Source organism: Aggregatibacter kilianii (assembly GCF_003129965.1).
Taxonomy (GTDB): Bacteria; Pseudomonadota; Gammaproteobacteria; order Enterobacterales; family Pasteurellaceae; genus Aggregatibacter; species Aggregatibacter kilianii_A.
Genome location: NZ_NRCJ01000003.1, coordinates 98,759 through 115,735, shown reverse-complemented (window position 1 = coordinate 115,735; position 16,977 = coordinate 98,759). Strand labels below are relative to the sequence as shown.

Below are 16,977 nucleotides of genomic sequence, written 5' to 3'. Positions count from 1 at the left end.
TAATTCACTTTCTTTTTGAATAAATAATAATCACTCCAAATAGTCACTTTTCTTGATCTAGATCAAACTTCAAAGCTAATCCACAAAAAATGTGATCAAGATCACTGGGGCATACAATATAATCCTAAATAGTTATATTTTAATTTTTAAACTTTAGGAGAAAACATTATGAGTAATGTTGAAAATGCAGTAAGCCCTGCACAAGCAGAAGTGAATGCTCTGGTTGAGAAAGGTTTGGTTGCGCTGGAAGAATTCCGCCAGTTGAATCAAGAGCAGGTGAACTACATTGTGGCAAAAGCCTCAGTGGCGGCGCTGGATCAACATGGTGTGCTGGCGATGCACGCTTATGAAGAAACCGGGCGAGGCGTATTTGAGGATAAAGCGACGAAAAACTTATTCGCCTGCGAATATGTCGTAAACAATATGCGACATTTGAAAACCGTCGGCGTGATAAGCGAAAATGATGTGACGGGCATTACGGAAATCGCCGATCCCGTTGGTGTCGTTTGCGGGATCACCCCGACAACCAACCCGACTTCCACCGCCATCTTCAAATCTCTCATTGCTCTCAAAACCCGTAACCCAATCGTTTTTGCCTTCCACCCTTCCGCCCAACAATCTTCCGCGCACGCCGCACGCATTGTATATGAAGCTGCCGTGGCCGCCGGTGCACCGAAAAATTGTATTCAATGGATCGAAAAACCATCCATGGAAGGTACGTCCGCATTGATGAAACACCCGGGCATCGCCACCATTCTTGCCACCGGCGGGAACGCCATGGTGGAAGCTGCTTATTCCTGCGGTAAACCGGCATTGGGCGTAGGGGCGGGTAACGTACCTGCCTATGTAGAAAAATCCGCCAATTTAAAACAAGCGGTACATGACATTGTGATGTCCAAATCTTTCGATAACGGCATGGTGTGCGCGTCCGAACAAGCGGCCATTGTTGATGAAGAAATCTACAATGATTTCGTAAAAGAAATGCTGTCTTACGGCGTTTATTTGGTCAACAAGAAAGAAAAAGCCATGTTGGAAGAGTTTATGTTCGGCGTAAAAGCCAACAGTAAAAACTGTGCGGGCGCCAAACTCAACGCCAATGTGGTGGGCAAACCTGCCTCGTGGATTGCAGAACAAGCAGGCTTTAAAGTACCGCCACGCACCAACATTTTACTTGCCGAATGTAAAGAAGTAGGAGAAAAAGAACCGCTCACCCGCGAAAAACTTTCCCCTGTCTTGGCACTCTTAAAATCCACCTCCCGTGAAGATGGTTTAGAAAAAGCGGAACAAATGGTGGAATTCCACGGTTTGGGTCACTCCGCCGCCATTCACACGGCAGATGCCGACCTTGCCAAAGAATTCGGTAAACGCGTGAAAGCCATTCGTGTGATCTGGAACTCACCGTCCACCTTCGGCGGTATCGGCGACGTGTATAACGCCTTCCTGCCTTCCCTCACCTTGGGTTGCGGCTCTTACGGTAAAAACTCCGTAGGCAACAACGTAAGTGCGGTCAATTTAATTAACATTAAACGAGTAGGCAGACGGAGAAACAATATGCAATGGTTTAAAGTGCCGTCAAAAATCTATTTTGAACGGGATTCAATTCAATATCTTCAATCCATGGGCGGCATGGAACGCGTGGTTATCGTCACCGACCGTACCATGGTGGATTTAGGTTTCGTAGAAAAAATCGCTCATCAAATCACGGCGCGCGGTAATTCCGTCACCTATCAACTCTTCGCTGATGTAGAACCGGATCCGTCCATCGAAACCGTTCGTCGCGGTACGGAATTAATTCGTAGCTACAAACCGGATACCATCATCGCCTTAGGTGGTGGCTCGGCAATGGATGCGGCGAAAGTAATGTGGTTATTCTATGAACAACCGGAAGTGGATTTCCGCGATTTAGTTCAAAAATTCATGGATATCCGTAAACGTGCGTTTAAGTTCCCACAATTAGGTCGTAAAGCCAGATTTATCGGTATTCCGACCACCTCCGGTACAGGTTCTGAAGTGACACCATTCGCGGTAATCACCGAAGGCAACAAAAAATACCCAATCGCCGACTACTCGCTTACCCCGACCGTTGCCATTGTGGATCCGGCATTAGTGATGACCGTGCCTGCGCACGTTGCCGCCGACACCGGCTTGGACGTATTAACCCACGCCACCGAAGCCTATGTCTCCATTCTCGCCAATGACTTCACCGACGGTCTTGCCTTGCAAGCCATTAAATTGGTGTTCGAGTTCTTGGAAAAATCCGTGAAAGAAAAAGATCCGGAAGCGCGCGAAAGAATGCACAACGCCTCCACCATGGCGGGTATGGCATTCGCCAATGCGTTCTTAGGGATGAATCACTCCTTGGCACACAAAATCGGCGGTCGCTTCCATACACCGCACGGACGTACCAACGCGATTTTAATGCCGCATGTGATTCGTTATAACGGTACTCGTCCGGAAAAAACCGCAACCTGGCCGAAATACAATTACTACAAAGCGGATGTGAAATACCAAGACATCGCCCGTATGCTCGGCTTACCTTGCGCGACACCGGAAGAAGGCGTGCGCTCTTATGCCCAAGCCTGCTACGATTTGGCGGAACGTTGCGGTATTAAGATGTCCTTCAAAGAACAAGGGCTGGATGAAAAAGCCTGGATGGATGCCCGTCGCGACGTAGCACTCCTCGCTTTTGAAGACCAATGTTCTCCGGCAAACCCTCGCTTACCGATGGTCAACGACATGGAAGACATCCTCACGCGTGCTTATTATGGTTATGATCCGAAGGATTATTAACGACTCGTCATTGAGCTACAAAAAAAGCCTAGCAGTTTTGCTAGGCTTTTCTTTTACTCACTAAAAGTGCGGTCAAAAAATTCAACGGATTTTGAACGTTGGCTTTGCCAACACTCCTAAGGAGCTCATAAATCACGGAAGTGACGTATGAGCCCAAATTTATCCTTTTTTACGACGTTTTAAGGTATCAAGTAATACGGCGACAACGATAATCGCGCCTTTTACAATTTGTTGCCAATACGGGTCAACACCAAGCATATTCAGCCCTTTGTTGGTTGTCCCGATAATCAATGCGCCGATAACACACATTGGGATTGTACCGAAACCACCACTCAAGGAAACCCCACCGATAACCGCCGCAGCAATGGCGTCAAGCTCCCATGCCAAACCGTAAGACGGGTTACCGGCATAAGTACGGGCGGCCAATAATGCGCCGGCTAAACCGGATAACGCACCGCCAAGAACATAAACCCAGATTAAGGTACGGTTAGTATTGATACCGCAAATTTTCGCCGCATTCAAGTTTCCGCCCACAGCGTAAACATGGCGACCAAATGTTGAGCGACTCAGTAAAATGTGAGAAACAATAACAATTAAAATATACAGCAATACCAATCCCGGCAGTCCTAGAATATTGACATCCGCAATCCAGGTAAAGGCTTCGGAAGAAGCGTCAATCGGGCGTCCGTCGGAGTAAAGTTGTGCTGCACCGCGTGCAATAATCATCATCCCCAATGTAGCGATAAACGGCGGAATGCCCCCGATTGCGGTAAGTCCGCCATTAATAAGCCCCAATCCGGCACCGATTAAAATAGACACGGCAAAGGCAAGCAAGGCGGCAGAAACCGTATCTCCGCCGGTAACAACCGAAGCGGAAACGACGGCAGTTAAGGCAACCACCGAACCTGATGATAAATCGATCCCGGTGGTAATAATGATAAATGTCACCCCAATGGCGATAATACCGAACATGGAAACCTGTTCAATAATACTCCACACTGTTCTTGCTGAGAAAAAACCATCAATTGAAACTGATAATCCCAAAAAGAGAAGAATTAAAATTAAGACCATCCCATAAGCATTGATAATTTTCTTCAATGTCACGTTTTCCATAGTAAACCTCTCATTTTTTTAATTTAAAACCGATCGTGATGAATACAAAACTAACCTGAAGCCAATTCAAGAACCCGCTCTTGTGTTAGCTCCGTATGAGGAATAATGCCCACTTGATGCCCTTCGTGCATGACCATCACGCGGTCACTCATAGATAAAAGCTCCAGCATATCCGATGTAATCATAATGATGGTTTTGCCTTGTTTTGAGAGTTCAACCATCAATTTATACAATTCTGCTTTTGCCCCCACATCAATCCCTTTGGTCGGCTCATCCAAAATCAGAATATCCGGTTCCAGCAATAACCAACGGGCAAGTAAAACTTTCTGTTGATTACCGCCTGAAAGATTATTGGTAATCACCTCAACATTCGGGGCTTTTATCTTGAGTTTGGTTTTTTGTTCGTTTGCCGTTTTTTGTGCCCTTACGACAGAAACCAGGAAATTTTCCAGATAAGGCGACATTTTCGGCATAATCATGTTGTCTGTAATGCTCAGATTTAAAAACAATCCGGTCAGTTTTCGGTCTTCCGTCACAAAGCCGATTTTATATTTCATGGCATCTAACGGATTATTAATAATCGCTTTTTCGCCTTTAATATAAATTTCACCGCTATCTGCCGGTTTATAACCGAATAGCCCTTCCACAATTTCCGAACGACCGGCACCGACCAATCCTGCGATACCGAAAATCTCGCCTTTACGTACGGCAAAATTAATATCCTGGTATTTTCCTGCACGGGTAAAGTGTTTGATCTCCAAAACAATCTCGTCGGATAAATCAAAACGCTCACGCTGGAACATTTCCGACATATCGCGTCCGACCATCATGGAAATAAGCTGTTCTTTGGTGACTTCTTTGGTTGGTTTGGTGTCCACATATTGACCGTCACGAATAACCGTGATCTCATCGGATACGCGGAAAACTTCGTCTAATTTATGGGAAATAAAGATAATCGCGATGCCTCTGGCTTTTACCGTTTCAATAATTCGGTAAAGCTGCTCCACTTCATTTTCAGTCAATGCCGTTGTCGGTTCGTCCATAATGATAACTTTTGCATCATTGGAAACCGCCGTAGCAATCGCCACCAACTGTGCTTTCGCCACCGACACATCGGACATTTTTGCCGTCACATCCATAGGCACACCGAGGTCTTTTAAGATCGCAGAGGCTTGCTCATCCATTGCTTTTTGATTAAGAAAAAATTTCCCTTGGGTAATTTCACGTCCCAAATAGAAATTATCGGCGATAGTTAAATTCGCGGCGGGAGAAATTTCCTGCGGCACCATGGTTAAACCGCTGCGAATGGCATCGATAGGACGACTTGGCTTAAAGGGCTTATCATCCAAAATCAACTCACCGCCCTCATCCGGAATATAGATTCCGTACAGAACCTTCATCAACGTTGATTTTCCTGCACCGTTTTCCCCCATGAGCGCATGAACGCTTCCGCGTTTCACCCGAAGATTAATTCGATCCAGTGCTTTCACCCCGGGAAATGTTTTTGACACATTTCTCATCTCTAAAATATAGGGAGAATTTGAACTGTTAGTCATTTTTAACTCCTTAAATCGGTTAAGAACGAATATTAGAATAGTCGTTATAAAGTGCGGTCAATTTACTCCTTATATTTATTGATATATTGCTCCTTCATATCAGGTGTCACCAATTCAAAAGGAATCCAGTTATATTTTGGAATGTCTTCGCCTAACGCGGCTTTATATGCCATCTCGGCACTCAAGCGACCTTGTCCGGAGGCGGATTGATAAACCGTAGCATCAAGGCCGTTACCTAAATACCCCAATGCATCCGGTGTCGCATCAATGCCTACAATCAGCAAATCTTCATCTTTAAAACCTAATTTTTTCGCAGCAAGCAGTGCGCCAATCGCCATTTCATCATTATTACTAAGAATCACGTTGGCATCGCGATGTGCTGACAGCAAATTTTCTGCCACTTCCATGCCTTTTGAGCGATCCCATTTCGCCTCTTGTTCAGCGACCACTTTAATTTCAGGATGCTGTGCAAAAATCTTTTTATTGCCTTCCGTACGCTTGATTTGCGCTTCTAAACCCAACGGTCCGAGTAAAATAATCGCTTTTGCCGGTTTGCCCTTCAGCGAATTAACAATAAATTCCCCCTGCATTTCCCCACTTTTAATTTCTTCGGAACCCACATAACTCGCCACATATTGCATATCTTCTTCATTCGGCTTCACCGTGACTACAATCAGAGGGATCTTGGCTTTCTTCGCTTTTAATCCGATGGCTTTGACGATTTTTTGATCCGTTGGCATGATAATTAATGCATCCACCTTAGAATCAATAAAATTTTCCACATCATTTAGCATTTTGGCAGGATCACCGTTAGCATCCGCATATTTAAACTTCAGATCAGACTGTGAACTGACAAATTTATTCATTGAATCCTGCAAATAAGTGGGATATTTATCTGCGAGGCTATACATGGAAACGCCAACAACAATAGATTTAGCAAGAATGATCGGAGTGAAAAAGAGACCAAGAACCAAGATGCATATCTTTTTTAACATTGTTTATCCCTCCGTTTATGGAATAAATGACTGAGTGAATAGCGGAAAGGACAAACGCCCTTTCCGTTACCGTTGATTTAAAACTATTTTTTGTATTTCGCTTGGTATTCCTCTTTTTTGTCCGGTGTCACAAGCTCGAAAGGAACCCATTTCACGGACGGCACTTTCTCACCTTTCGCTGCCAGATATGCCATTTCCGCTCCTGCAGCACCTTGACCGGCTGCCGATTGGAATACCGTAGCGTCTAAGCCTTTACCCAAATAATCTAGGGCATCAGGTGTTGCATCAAGACCTACGATAATTAAATCTTCGTCTTTAAGGCCTAGCTTTCTACCTGCCAATACGGCACCAATCGCCATTTCATCGTTATTGCTGACCACAACATTCAGATTCTTGTTTGCGGCAAGTAAGTTTTCGGCGATTTCCAAGCCCTTAGCTCTATCCCATTTACCTTCTTGCTCAGTGAAAATTTTGACATTTTTATTATGCGCAAAAACTTCTTTATTACCTTGTGTCCGTTTAATTTGCGCATCCTGTCCCAAAGGTCCCATCAAAATAGCGGCTTCAGCTGGTTTACCTTTTAATGTATTCACAATAAAGTCCGCTTGAATACGTCCACCTTCAATTTCATCGGAACCCACATAGCTGGTGACATACTGCATATCTTCATCTAACGGTTTGCGATTAATAATAATAAGAGGAATGCCGGCACGTTTGGCTTTTCTGCCGATAACCTTAACAATATTCGGATCGGTCGGCACAACCAGTAACGCATCGACTTTTTGGTCAATAAAGGTTTCCGCATCGTTTAATAAGCGGGCAGGGTCGCCGTTAGCATCGGCAAGTTTGATTTCTACATCATCGTGAGTTTTATCAAATTCACGAATCGCATCTTGAAGATAGGTTTGCCATTTGTCGGAGAAGGCAACCATTGGAGCGCCAATAACAACATTTTTAGCGATAACGGCTTGAGACGTTAATAGGATTCCACCACAAAGTAACGCAAGTAGTGACTTTTTCATAATGCAACTCCCTTTTATCGGTTAAATGAATAACAATAAAAATTGAAATACAGCTATACCCCACCACAACAGTTATATGCGAATATAAATTTCACCACTAGACAATTTGAAACAAATTATCCGTTAAGTATATGTACCATTAAAAGAAGATTCCCTGCAATAACCATTTTTTGAAAGTGTGAGATAGATCTTATTTTTTGGAAGGAAAATTTAACTATCATAAAAATAAACTAAATATTTTATTTTTAGCGAAAAAAATAGGCATCTCCCGATGCCTATATAAATCATTAATGCAGTTTATTTATGCGACCTCTTCCACCTCTATCCAGCGTTTTTGTTCACAGGAAAGCGCAATAGCATCCAATACTCTGGAAACCTTATAACCTTCTTCAAAATCCGGATATAGTCTGTTTGCCGATGAAGCTAACCCATTAACTAAATCCCGAATCTCTACGGTTTTCTGATCATTAAAACCGATACCATGACCGGCACTTACACAAAAATTCTTATAATCCGGATGCAACGGGCCGGTAAGAATCGTTTTAAAACCTTGTCTGGCCGGATCTTCATCATGCAAATACAGTTTTAATTCCGCCATTCTTTCCTGAGTATAAGTAATCGTGCCTTTCGTGCCTGTAATGACATAACTTAGCCCCATTTTACGTCCGCAAGCAATACGGGAAGTTTCAATGGTTCCCATGCAACCGTTTGCAAAACGGACTAATGCCGTTGCCTGATCTTCATTTTCTACCGCTAAACGTTCTTGCAGATTATTGGGATTCGGTCTGGTTTTAATTACCGTTTGCATATCACCGATAACGGAACGAATCTCCTGCCCTAATAAGTATTGGGACATTTGAACAATATGCGCAGCAAGATCCCCCAACGCCCCTAACCCTGCCTTTTCTTTCACACAGTGCCAGTCTAACGGGGTATTTTCATTAGCAAGATAATCTTCATTATGCGTACCGTAAAAATGAATCACCTCACCGATTTCGCCGTTTGCAATGATTTCTCTCGCTAACTGCGTTGTCGGGTTCTTTATATAATTAAATCCGACCAATGTTTTCACACCGGCCTTTTTTGCCGCCTCATACATCAACTTGGCATCTGCCGCCGTCAACGCAAGCGGTTTTTCAGAATAGACATGTTTACCATTGGCAATTGCCGCTAAAGCAATTTCTTTATGGAGGAAATTTGGCGTACAAATATCCACCACGTCCACATTCGGATCCTGCACAATATCATGCCAATCGCCGGTAAAACGTTTAAAACCGAATTCTTTTGCTTTCTTTTCTGCCAATTCAGGCGTGACTTCCGCCAAATACTCCAACACCAATTCCGCATCAAGGGGGAAAACGGTTGGTGCCTGTGCATAAGCAATTGCATGGCAACGCCCGATATATCCTGTTCCGACTAAACCGATACGCACTTGTTTCATACCCTATCCTTACCATTTATGACATAAAATAAGAGGAGATAAGCCCTAATGTTCATTATCTCCTCCTGATGATTTAAAAACGAAGCCGATTACAATGTCGGCATACTAAATGCCGCATTCTCAATCACATATTTATTCGGCCAACGTGTAGTCACGGTTTTCATCTTCGTATAGAAACGAACACCGTCCGGACCGTAAACGTTCAATGTGCTGTAAGAAGAGTGTTTCCAACCGCCAAAGCAATGGAATGACATCGGCACAGGAATCGGCACATTAATGCCCACCATACCTGCTTGAACATGATACGCAAACTCACGCGCGGCACCGCCGTCAGAGGTAAAGATCGCCGTACCGTTTCCATAAGGATGTTCATTAATCAACTTCATTGCTTCCTCAAAACTTTTCGCTCTGACAATACCTAAGACAGGACCGAAGATTTCTTCTTTATAAATCACCATATCGGAAGTCACATTGTCAAATAAGGAGCCGCCGATGAAGAAGCCATTTTCATGGCCGGCAGGTTTTTTACCACGACCGTCAACCACTAAGGTTGCGCCTTCCTCTACGCCGGTTGTAATGTAATTGGTGACATTATTAAGATGTTGTTGGGTAATTAACGGACCAAAGTCCATTTCTTTTTCACCCGGTTTCGGAATGCCCGGACCATAACGAAGGGCTTCCACTTTCGGTTTTAAGGCGGCAACTAATTTATCTGCGGTTTCATCATCAATCGTTACGGCTAATGCCAACGCCATACAACGCTCCCCTGCCGCACCGAATGCCGCGCCTAACAACGCATTGGCGGTAGATTCAATATCCGCATCAGGCATGATTAATGCATGGTTTTTCGCCGCACCAAAGGTTTGAACCCGTTTACCGAACTCAGAACCGACTTTATACACATGCGCCGCTGCCGGTGTGGAGCCCACAAAGCTCACTGCATGAACACGCGGATCACGCAACAAGATTTCATTGTCATTGCGATCGCCATGCACCACATTAAATACACCGTCAGGCAAACCGGCTTCTTTTAATAACTCTGCCAAACGAATAGATAAAGAAGGATCGGCTTTTGCCGGCTTCAAAATAAAGGTATTACCGCAGGCTAATGCAATCGGGAACATCCACATCGGCACCATCGCCGGGAAGTTAAACGGAGTAATCCCCACTGTCACCCCTAACGGTTGCAAGGACGAGTGAATATCAATACCGCGTCCTGCCTGTTCTGAAAACTCACCTTTCAATAAATGAGGGATACCGCATGAAAACTCGACAACTTCCAAACCACGGGTCAATTCACCACAAGCATCGGAATAAACTTTACCATGTTCTTCAACAATCAAACGCGCCAATGAATCCCAATCTCTTTCCAATAACTCTTTAAATTTAAACATAATACGGGCACGGCGTAGCGGAGAAGTTGCAGACCAATCGGCAAAGGCTTTATGCGCCACTTCAATCGCCTCATTAACATCATCAGGCGAGCTCATAATCACTTGGCGAATCTGCTCACCGGTTGCCGGGTTATAAATCGGATGCGCTTTTGTCCCTCTGCTTGGAACTTGTTTACCATTAATAAAGTTATAAACGGTTTCCATTTTGAACTCCTTCTTATAGTTTAAGAAATTAACATGCGATAAACGAATGGCAATTTACATAAAACAACGATGCTTATCACCCAAGGTAGCTATAGAGTAGAAAAATAAAATAAAACTTTCAAATCATTTTATTTTAAATTGAATATTTTATTTCATTTTTGTGATCTGTGTCTGATTTTAATCCGCAGATAAAAAGTGCGGTCAAAATCCACCGCACTTTTTTGTCCGTCAACCATTAATTTGCTATACGTTTAGTTTGGTAATACACCACGATGGCAAATAACACAGACGCCAATACGGAACACACATCTGCACCAACCCAGAAGTAAGACAGACTGTCAAAATCATAGATTTTCTTGCCTGCTTCGTTAATAACGGTAGTTTTATCCAACATGAAGCCGGTTAGGAACTCACCTGCCGCTGCGCCGGCATAACCAAAGACACCCATCATGCCCAATGCAATGCCTGACGCGGATTTGTGGGAAATATCCGTTGCCAATAAACCGCCCAAGAAACATAACTGAATACCAAGCGTGATACCGAAGACGGAAAGGGCAATAATGGAGAACCAGGTATTGCCGTTTGGTGCAAACAAGAAAGCCGCTAAGGCGATGGCGTTCAACAGGCTGACACCGATGGTCATAATGTTTCGTTTCCCATGCAAGAAGCGATCGGATAACCAACCTGAAACCACCGTGCCTAAAATACCGACGATACTGTTCACACTGATGATGGAAGCGGCTTCAATAGTGGTATAACCTTTGCCGTTTTCAAGAAAAAATACGCCCCAGCTGTTCACACCGTAACGGGCGATATACATACAACAAGACGCGACAGCCAAAATCCAAATAGCCGGATTTTTAATGACTTCCCATTGGTGTCTTAACACTTCCTTATTATCAAAAACTTCCTCTTTCGATTCGGTTTTAATAATCGGTTTATAGCCGCAGGATTCCGGCGAATCTTTCATAAACATGATGGTCACAAGCACGCCTAACAAGCCCGCAACACCGGCAAAATTAAATCCGGCACGCCAACCGAATGCGGTGATGATTGCCGCCGTCACCACAAAGGTAATACCTTCGCCGACATTATGTGCGACTGACCAGAAGCCGTAATAAGAACCACGTTCTTTATCATCGTACCAACGGGATAATGCCACGACACAAGGTCCAACACCCATGGATTGCACCCAACCGTTAAAACCCCAAATAATGGTGAGTACAATGGCACTGGTATTCATGCCCATAGCAAAATTGGCGAGTGCGGAAAAGAACAATCCTACAGAAAAGAAACGGACAATATTGGAATGATCCGCCAAAGCGCTGTTAACAAACTTACCGACGGCATAAGTAATGAAGATCGCGGAACCGATAACCCCTAATTCCGTGGCAGTTAAGATACCATTATTGACTAACGCGGGTTTCGCCACATTAAAAGACAGGCGACAAACATAGTAAATTGCATAAGCAAAGGAAAATGCCCAAAAGTTTTTCATGCGCGTGCTCTTGAACATTTTCTCCGTATAATCCTTCAACGGAATCGCCGAACTGGCTCTGAAAAAGCTGAGAACAGACATATAGCCTCCTTTCTACTTTAACGTATTTAGTGTGAATTTCTGATGTGATTCATTGTGTTAAATAAGGCTTCGGTACAACAACCTAAAATATAATTTCCTTTGGATAATCCGTCATTTTCAAGGAAATTATTCACATAACCGCCCGCTTCTTGAACAATAATTATGGCGGCACAAACATCCCAAGCGTTAATGTGCGGTTCAAAATAGCCAATCAAGCGACCGGCAGCCACATAAACCAGCATTAATGCGCCGGAACCATTACGAATGAACATACCGCCATCAAGTAAAATTTGGTGTAACACAGGGGTGAAAGTGTCGGGATGAACGCGGTGGGAGACACCTAATCCCATTAACCCTTCTTTTAATGAGGTGGAAGAGGAAGCGTGAATAGGTTGATCATTAAGAAATGCACCGTCGCCTTTCATGGCTCTGAATAATTCATTATGAACGGGATCAAAAATCACACCGGAGACTATTTGATTTTTATGCAGGATTGCAATGGAAACGCACCAAGCGTTTAATCCATACAAAAACGGGCTGGTACCATCAATCGGATCCACTACCCAACAATATTCACAAGCTAAGTTTTCCGCGCCGGATTCTTCGCCTAAAAAACCATCTTGCGGAAAATGTTGTTTTAAGGCTTCTTTAATTTTCGCTTCGACGGTTTTATCCGCAATACTCACTTGATCTTGCAAATCGCCCTTTTTACACTCAATTTTCAGCTCCTTACGTTTAAGGTAAAAATCCAGTGCAATTTTCCCAACTTCTTTGACTAACTCCTGAGAAAATAAATATCTATTTCGTAGTTCAACGTCCATATAGATTCTCCTGATTAATACATCGTTGTAGGCTTATGATATGAATTGGTTAAGTTACAATAGGCGTCGTTCCCTCCTTAATTTCTTGATAAGCACTTTCACGCTACGCCTGTCATTTGAAAAATTCAATACGTATGAATCTAAAATGAACTTTTTGTTCCACTTTTGTGATCTGTATCTGATTTTAAAGAAAAGCCTGTGGATTAATTAAGTTAAGGGAGTATTATCCAAGGAGTTTATTGAGTCATTTTAGGAGAATGCGATGAGTCACTTACTATCCAAATCAAAGAAAAATCATCCTGAAAAGAATGGTGAAGTACAAAAAATCACCCCAAAAACAGCAAACTGGGAATATGTCGGTTTTGAGATGTACCACCTACAAAAAGACCAAAAGCTTACCTTCGATACGGAAAACACCGAAGTTTGCTTCGTGCTGGTTGCCGGTCAAGCTACCGTTGCCACAGCACAAGCCACATTTGAACATATAGGCAACCGCACTTCGCCATTTGAGCGGATTCCGCCTTATTCGGTATATGTTCCGCATCAGCAAAAAGTCCAAATTAAAGCCGAAAGCTATTTAGAGCTGGCAGTTTGTCGCGCACCAAGTCAAGGCAATTTGCCGGTACGCTTAATCGAACCGAAAGATGTGGGCGTGGAAAAACGCGGCTACGGCAACAATAAACGTCTGGTACACAATATCCTGCCGGAAACCGAAACTGCCGATGCGTTATTGGTCGTTGAGGTATTTACTGATGAGGGCAATACCAGCTCATTCCCAAGCCACAAACACGACGATAAAAACTCGCCGACGGAAACCTACTTGGAAGAAACCTACTACCACCGTTTCTCTCCGTCACAAGGTTTCGCCTTGCAACGGGTTTATACTGACGACCGCTCGTTAGACGAATGTATGGCGGTCTATGACGGCGATGTGGTGCAAGTACCGAGAGGCTATCATCCGGTTGCCACCATTGCCGGTTATGACAACTATTACTTAAACGTGATGGCTGGACCAGTGAGAAAATGGCGTTTCACTTGGGAGCAGGATCATTCTTGGATTAATACCGAAGAATACGCCGATAAGTTTAAATAAAGGATGCTTAAATCCATAACCCGACTTAAAGTGCGGTCATCTTTTTCGGTGTTTTTTAAATTCACTGAAAAAAATGACCGCACTTTTCTTGAATTTTTCGTTTATCTCTATAATATTTAGGAATATTTATTTTATGGATATAACAATATGAAAGAAAAATCTCAATTAACCAATTTACAAACAGAAATTCAAACCCGCTACGACAGTTTAAGCAAAAGACTGAAACAGGTTGCCCAATATATTTTAGATAACAGCGATAGTATCGTTTTTGATACGGTAGCAACCATTGCCGAAAAGGCTGATGTGCCGCCGTCCACATTGATCCGCTTTGCCGCCGAATTCGGTTTTTCCGGTTTTAACGAAATGAAACAAATCTTTCGTGAAAATCTCATGGAAAAAACCACAAACTACACCGAACGCCTCCAACTTTCACACAAAATCGCTCAATCGGAAGGGGAAGAATCGCCTGAAGATATTTTAACCATCTTCTCGCAGGCCAATAGCCAAGCCTTGATTCAATTGGCAGAACAAACCACAAACGAACAAATTTATGCTGCCGCCAAGATCTTAAAAGAAGCCAATAACATTTTTATTATCGGGTTAAAACGTTCTTTCAGTGTCGCCTGCTATCTTAATTATGCCCTGCACCATTTGGATTGCAGCTCCTTTTTAATCAACGGACTGGGCGGAATGTTTGATGAACAGCTCAATCAGGTCAAAGAAGGCGATGTTGTGGTGGCGATCAGCTTCTCCCCGTATGCTACGGAAACCGTCAACATTATGAATACCAGCGCCAAGAAAGGCATCAAACAAATTGCCATCACCGACAGCCAAATCAGCCCGTTGCTTGCCTTCAGCGATATAGCTTTCGTGATCAAAGAGGCTCAAGTATTGGGATTCCGCTCACAATGCTCCACCATGACGTTAGTGCAAACGCTGGCGATTGTGCTCGGATTGGAAAAAGAAAAAGAGAAAAATGCGAAGTAACAAAAATGCCCCGAAACGGGGCATTTTTACATGTAGGCTTATTTGCGGGCTTGCCACAGTTTAATCAGTCTTCTGTATCTCTCACCCACTTCGGCAATCAGCTCGTCATCCGTTAATTTTCCGGCAAACCAATCTGCCGACGGTTGTCCGAAAATCGTCCGTCCGACCGCGAAACCTTTGACTAAAGGCGCATTGGCGGAGGCGTCAAACACCGCTTTGAATTGCGCTTCAGGCGCGTCCAAACCTAAAATTAGGATGCCACGGCAATACGGGTCGTTTGCCTGAATCACCGCACTAATACGTTCCCAACCTTGCGCCGAAACACCCGGTAATTTCCACCAATCCGGTTTAATGCCTAACTGATAGAAATGCGCGATGATGTCCGCATAATATTGTTCGTTTTGTTCCATATCCGCAGGCAGAATCACTTCCAACAGTAGCTCATGACCTGTGCGGCAACAGGCTTGATACACCTGTTTTAAGGTTGCATCTTGATCCGCTTTCATTTCGGCACTGTCTTTCGGATGATAAAAGACCAGGCATTTCACCACATGTTCCTGCGGCCAGCCGGCTAATTGACTACCTAAATCACCGTGTTCCAAACGTAGCGGACGGGAAGAAGGAAGCTCGATCGGGCGACCAATCCACCATTTTTTACCGGTAATTTCATTTAATGCCGCTTGCCCGAAAGTCGTATCGGCAAGGATCCCCGCTTGTCCGTCATAAATGCCTTCTTCTCGCGCCGTTTTTTCTGCCGCCTGCAATAAAAGCTGTTTTAATTTAGGAATACGTTTCACATCCGCACCGTATTTTTGCGCCATATCCACCAGCTGTTTACGATGATCAAAGGCAAAAATGCATAAATTATCCCATTTCGCTTTTCGGGTGGTGACGCGGTGTAAGTGATTCAGTTGCTCGTCCAAATCCGGACGAGGCACCGATTGCGCGCGGGCAAGATAATTATCCAACTCGATTTTGGTCGGCATTGCAGGGGCACAACCATGACGGGAAACCACCAACGCGCCGCAGGCATTAGCATAACGGCAAGCTTGTTCCCAGCCTTCATTATTGATATAGCCGCGAATTAACCCTGACATAAAGGCATCGCCTGCGCCCAGCACGTTCAGCACTTCCACTCTGACGCCATACACGTTTAATCCGCCGTCTAAATCGTCAGGAATATCGCCTTCAAATACGGAACAACCTAATGCGCCGCGTTTGCAAACTAAAACGGCATGACTAAATTGACGCACATTTTTAAGTGCGGTCAGCGTATCCGTCGAACCGCCGGCAATATGGAATTCTTCTTCCGTCCCCACCAGCACATCAAAATGGTGCAACACTTCCTGCAAGGATTTGGTCACCGCCGCCGAATCAATAAAACGGGTTTCTCCGTCGCCCAGCGAAGTCAGCCCCCATAACACCGGACGATAATCAATATCCAGCAAACGTTTCGTATTATTTCTGCCCGCGTATTCCAACGCCGTCAACACCGCCTCTCTGGTTTTCAGGTGGGATAAATGGGTGCCGGTGATTGCCAAGGCTTTAGCGGAAGCAATATAACTTTCATCAAAGTCGTCTTTGGTAATTGCCATATCCGCACAATTATCACGATAGAAAATCAACGGGAATGTATCCTGATCTTTAATCCCTAAAATCACCAGTGCGGTTAACCGCTCTTTGTCGGTAATCAAATGGCTCGTATCCACCCCGACACGTTGCAATTCCTCGCGCAAAAAACGTCCCATATGTTCATCGCCGACACGCGCCAACATAGAGGATTTTACGCCCTGCACCGCCGTACCATAAGCCACATTACCGGACGAACCGCCGAGATATTTGGAAAAAGAAGAGGCATCTTCCAATCTGGCACCGATTTGTTGTGCATAAAGATCAACAGCCACCCGACCAAGACAAATAAGGTCTAATGTTTTTTCTACCGTTTTCATAATGCAATTCCTTCTATTTTTAGTGAAATTGTG

Annotated in this window: 12 protein-coding genes; 3 read left to right on the top strand and 9 right to left on the bottom strand. The window is 44.1% G+C overall.

The genetic code is table 11. The features are described 5' to 3' along the window. Positions 1 to 168 precede the first annotated feature (168 nt). Positions 169 to 2,790 (top strand): bifunctional acetaldehyde-CoA/alcohol dehydrogenase, encoded by a 2,622-nt coding sequence (adhE, locus tag DK430_RS03095; protein WP_109077657.1) that lies wholly within the window; start codon positions 169 to 171, stop codon positions 2,788 to 2,790. 159 nt (positions 2,791 to 2,949) lie between these two features. Here the strand turns inward: adhE and DK430_RS03090 are convergent, their stop codons facing one another. The 8 genes from DK430_RS03090 to DK430_RS03055 all read right to left on the bottom strand — a co-directional run bounded on the left by DK430_RS03090 (position 2,950) and on the right by DK430_RS03055 (position 12,915). After that, entirely contained in the window at positions 2,950 to 3,903 is a 954-nt protein-coding gene (locus tag DK430_RS03090) for an ABC transporter permease (RefSeq protein ID WP_109077656.1), read from the bottom strand. A gap of 50 nt (positions 3,904 to 3,953) precedes the next feature. After that, entirely contained in the window at positions 3,954 to 5,459 is a 1,506-nt protein-coding gene (locus DK430_RS03085; RefSeq protein WP_109077655.1) for a sugar ABC transporter ATP-binding protein, read from the bottom strand. A gap of 62 nt (positions 5,460 to 5,521) precedes the next feature. Further along, positions 5,522 to 6,454: a sugar ABC transporter substrate-binding protein gene (locus DK430_RS03080; RefSeq protein WP_109077654.1), complete on the bottom strand. Its 933-nt coding sequence runs from the start codon at positions 6,452 to 6,454 to the stop codon at positions 5,522 to 5,524. An 83-nt stretch (positions 6,455 to 6,537) separates the two neighbouring features. Then, on the bottom strand, positions 6,538 to 7,476 hold the full coding sequence (locus tag DK430_RS03075) for a substrate-binding domain-containing protein (RefSeq protein WP_109077653.1): 939 nt from the start codon (positions 7,474 to 7,476) through the stop codon (positions 6,538 to 6,540). A gap of 301 nt (positions 7,477 to 7,777) precedes the next feature. Next, positions 7,778 to 8,917 carry a Gfo/Idh/MocA family protein gene (locus tag DK430_RS03070; RefSeq protein ID WP_109077652.1) on the bottom strand — a complete coding sequence of 380 codons (1,140 nt, stop codon included), beginning with the start codon at positions 8,915 to 8,917 and terminating at the stop codon, positions 7,778 to 7,780. Positions 8,918 to 9,006: 89 nt separating this feature from the next. Further along, positions 9,007 to 10,515 carry a CoA-acylating methylmalonate-semialdehyde dehydrogenase gene (locus DK430_RS03065; RefSeq protein ID WP_109077651.1) on the bottom strand — a complete coding sequence of 503 codons (1,509 nt, stop codon included), beginning with the start codon at positions 10,513 to 10,515 and terminating at the stop codon, positions 9,007 to 9,009. Between the two features lie 235 nt (positions 10,516 to 10,750). After that, positions 10,751 to 12,094, bottom strand: a complete 1,344-nt coding sequence (locus DK430_RS03060) for an MFS transporter (protein ID WP_109077650.1) — start codon at positions 12,092 to 12,094, stop codon at positions 10,751 to 10,753. Positions 12,095 to 12,120: 26 nt separating this feature from the next. After that, on the bottom strand, positions 12,121 to 12,915 hold the full coding sequence (locus DK430_RS03055; RefSeq protein ID WP_109077649.1) for an inositol monophosphatase family protein: 795 nt from the start codon (positions 12,913 to 12,915) through the stop codon (positions 12,121 to 12,123). Positions 12,916 to 13,177: 262 nt separating this feature from the next. Between DK430_RS03055 and iolB the strand changes: the two genes are divergently transcribed. Together iolB and DK430_RS03045 are read left to right on the top strand one after the other, a co-directional pair. Continuing rightward, positions 13,178 to 14,008, top strand: a complete 831-nt coding sequence (iolB, locus tag DK430_RS03050) for a 5-deoxy-glucuronate isomerase (RefSeq protein ID WP_109077648.1) — start codon at positions 13,178 to 13,180, stop codon at positions 14,006 to 14,008. A gap of 147 nt (positions 14,009 to 14,155) precedes the next feature. Beyond that, positions 14,156 to 14,995, top strand: a complete 840-nt coding sequence (locus tag DK430_RS03045) for a MurR/RpiR family transcriptional regulator (protein ID WP_109077647.1) — start codon at positions 14,156 to 14,158, stop codon at positions 14,993 to 14,995. A gap of 38 nt (positions 14,996 to 15,033) precedes the next feature. Here DK430_RS03045 and DK430_RS03040 read toward each other — a convergent pair whose 3' ends face one another. Further along, the gene (locus DK430_RS03040; protein ID WP_109077646.1) at positions 15,034 to 16,944 is read right to left on the bottom strand and encodes a bifunctional 5-dehydro-2-deoxygluconokinase/5-dehydro-2-deoxyphosphogluconate aldolase; all 1,911 of its coding nucleotides are present in this window, start codon (positions 16,942 to 16,944) and stop codon (positions 15,034 to 15,036) included. Positions 16,945 to 16,977 lie beyond the last annotated feature (33 nt).

Bases quoted from the DNA above. Each gene is read 5' to 3' on its own strand.
- adhE (WP_109077657.1), top strand. From the start codon at position 169: ATGAGTAATGTTGAAAATGCAGTAAGCCCTGCACAAGCAGAAGTGAAT.
- DK430_RS03055 (WP_109077649.1), bottom strand. From the start codon at position 12,915: ATGGACGTTGAACTACGAAATAGATATTTATTTTCTCAGGAGTTAGTC.
- DK430_RS03080 (WP_109077654.1), bottom strand. From the start codon at position 6,454: ATGTTAAAAAAGATATGCATCTTGGTTCTTGGTCTCTTTTTCACTCCG.
- DK430_RS03090 (WP_109077656.1), bottom strand. From the start codon at position 3,903: ATGGAAAACGTGACATTGAAGAAAATTATCAATGCTTATGGGATGGTC.
- DK430_RS03040 (WP_109077646.1), bottom strand. From the start codon at position 16,944: ATGAAAACGGTAGAAAAAACATTAGACCTTATTTGTCTTGGTCGGGTG.
- DK430_RS03045 (WP_109077647.1), top strand. From the start codon at position 14,156: ATGAAAGAAAAATCTCAATTAACCAATTTACAAACAGAAATTCAAACC.
- iolB (WP_109077648.1), top strand. From the start codon at position 13,178: ATGAGTCACTTACTATCCAAATCAAAGAAAAATCATCCTGAAAAGAAT.
- DK430_RS03065 (WP_109077651.1), bottom strand. From the start codon at position 10,515: ATGGAAACCGTTTATAACTTTATTAATGGTAAACAAGTTCCAAGCAGA.
- DK430_RS03075 (WP_109077653.1), bottom strand. From the start codon at position 7,476: ATGAAAAAGTCACTACTTGCGTTACTTTGTGGTGGAATCCTATTAACG.
- DK430_RS03070 (WP_109077652.1), bottom strand. From the start codon at position 8,917: ATGAAACAAGTGCGTATCGGTTTAGTCGGAACAGGATATATCGGGCGT.
- DK430_RS03060 (WP_109077650.1), bottom strand. From the start codon at position 12,094: ATGTCTGTTCTCAGCTTTTTCAGAGCCAGTTCGGCGATTCCGTTGAAG.
- DK430_RS03085 (WP_109077655.1), bottom strand. From the start codon at position 5,459: ATGACTAACAGTTCAAATTCTCCCTATATTTTAGAGATGAGAAATGTG.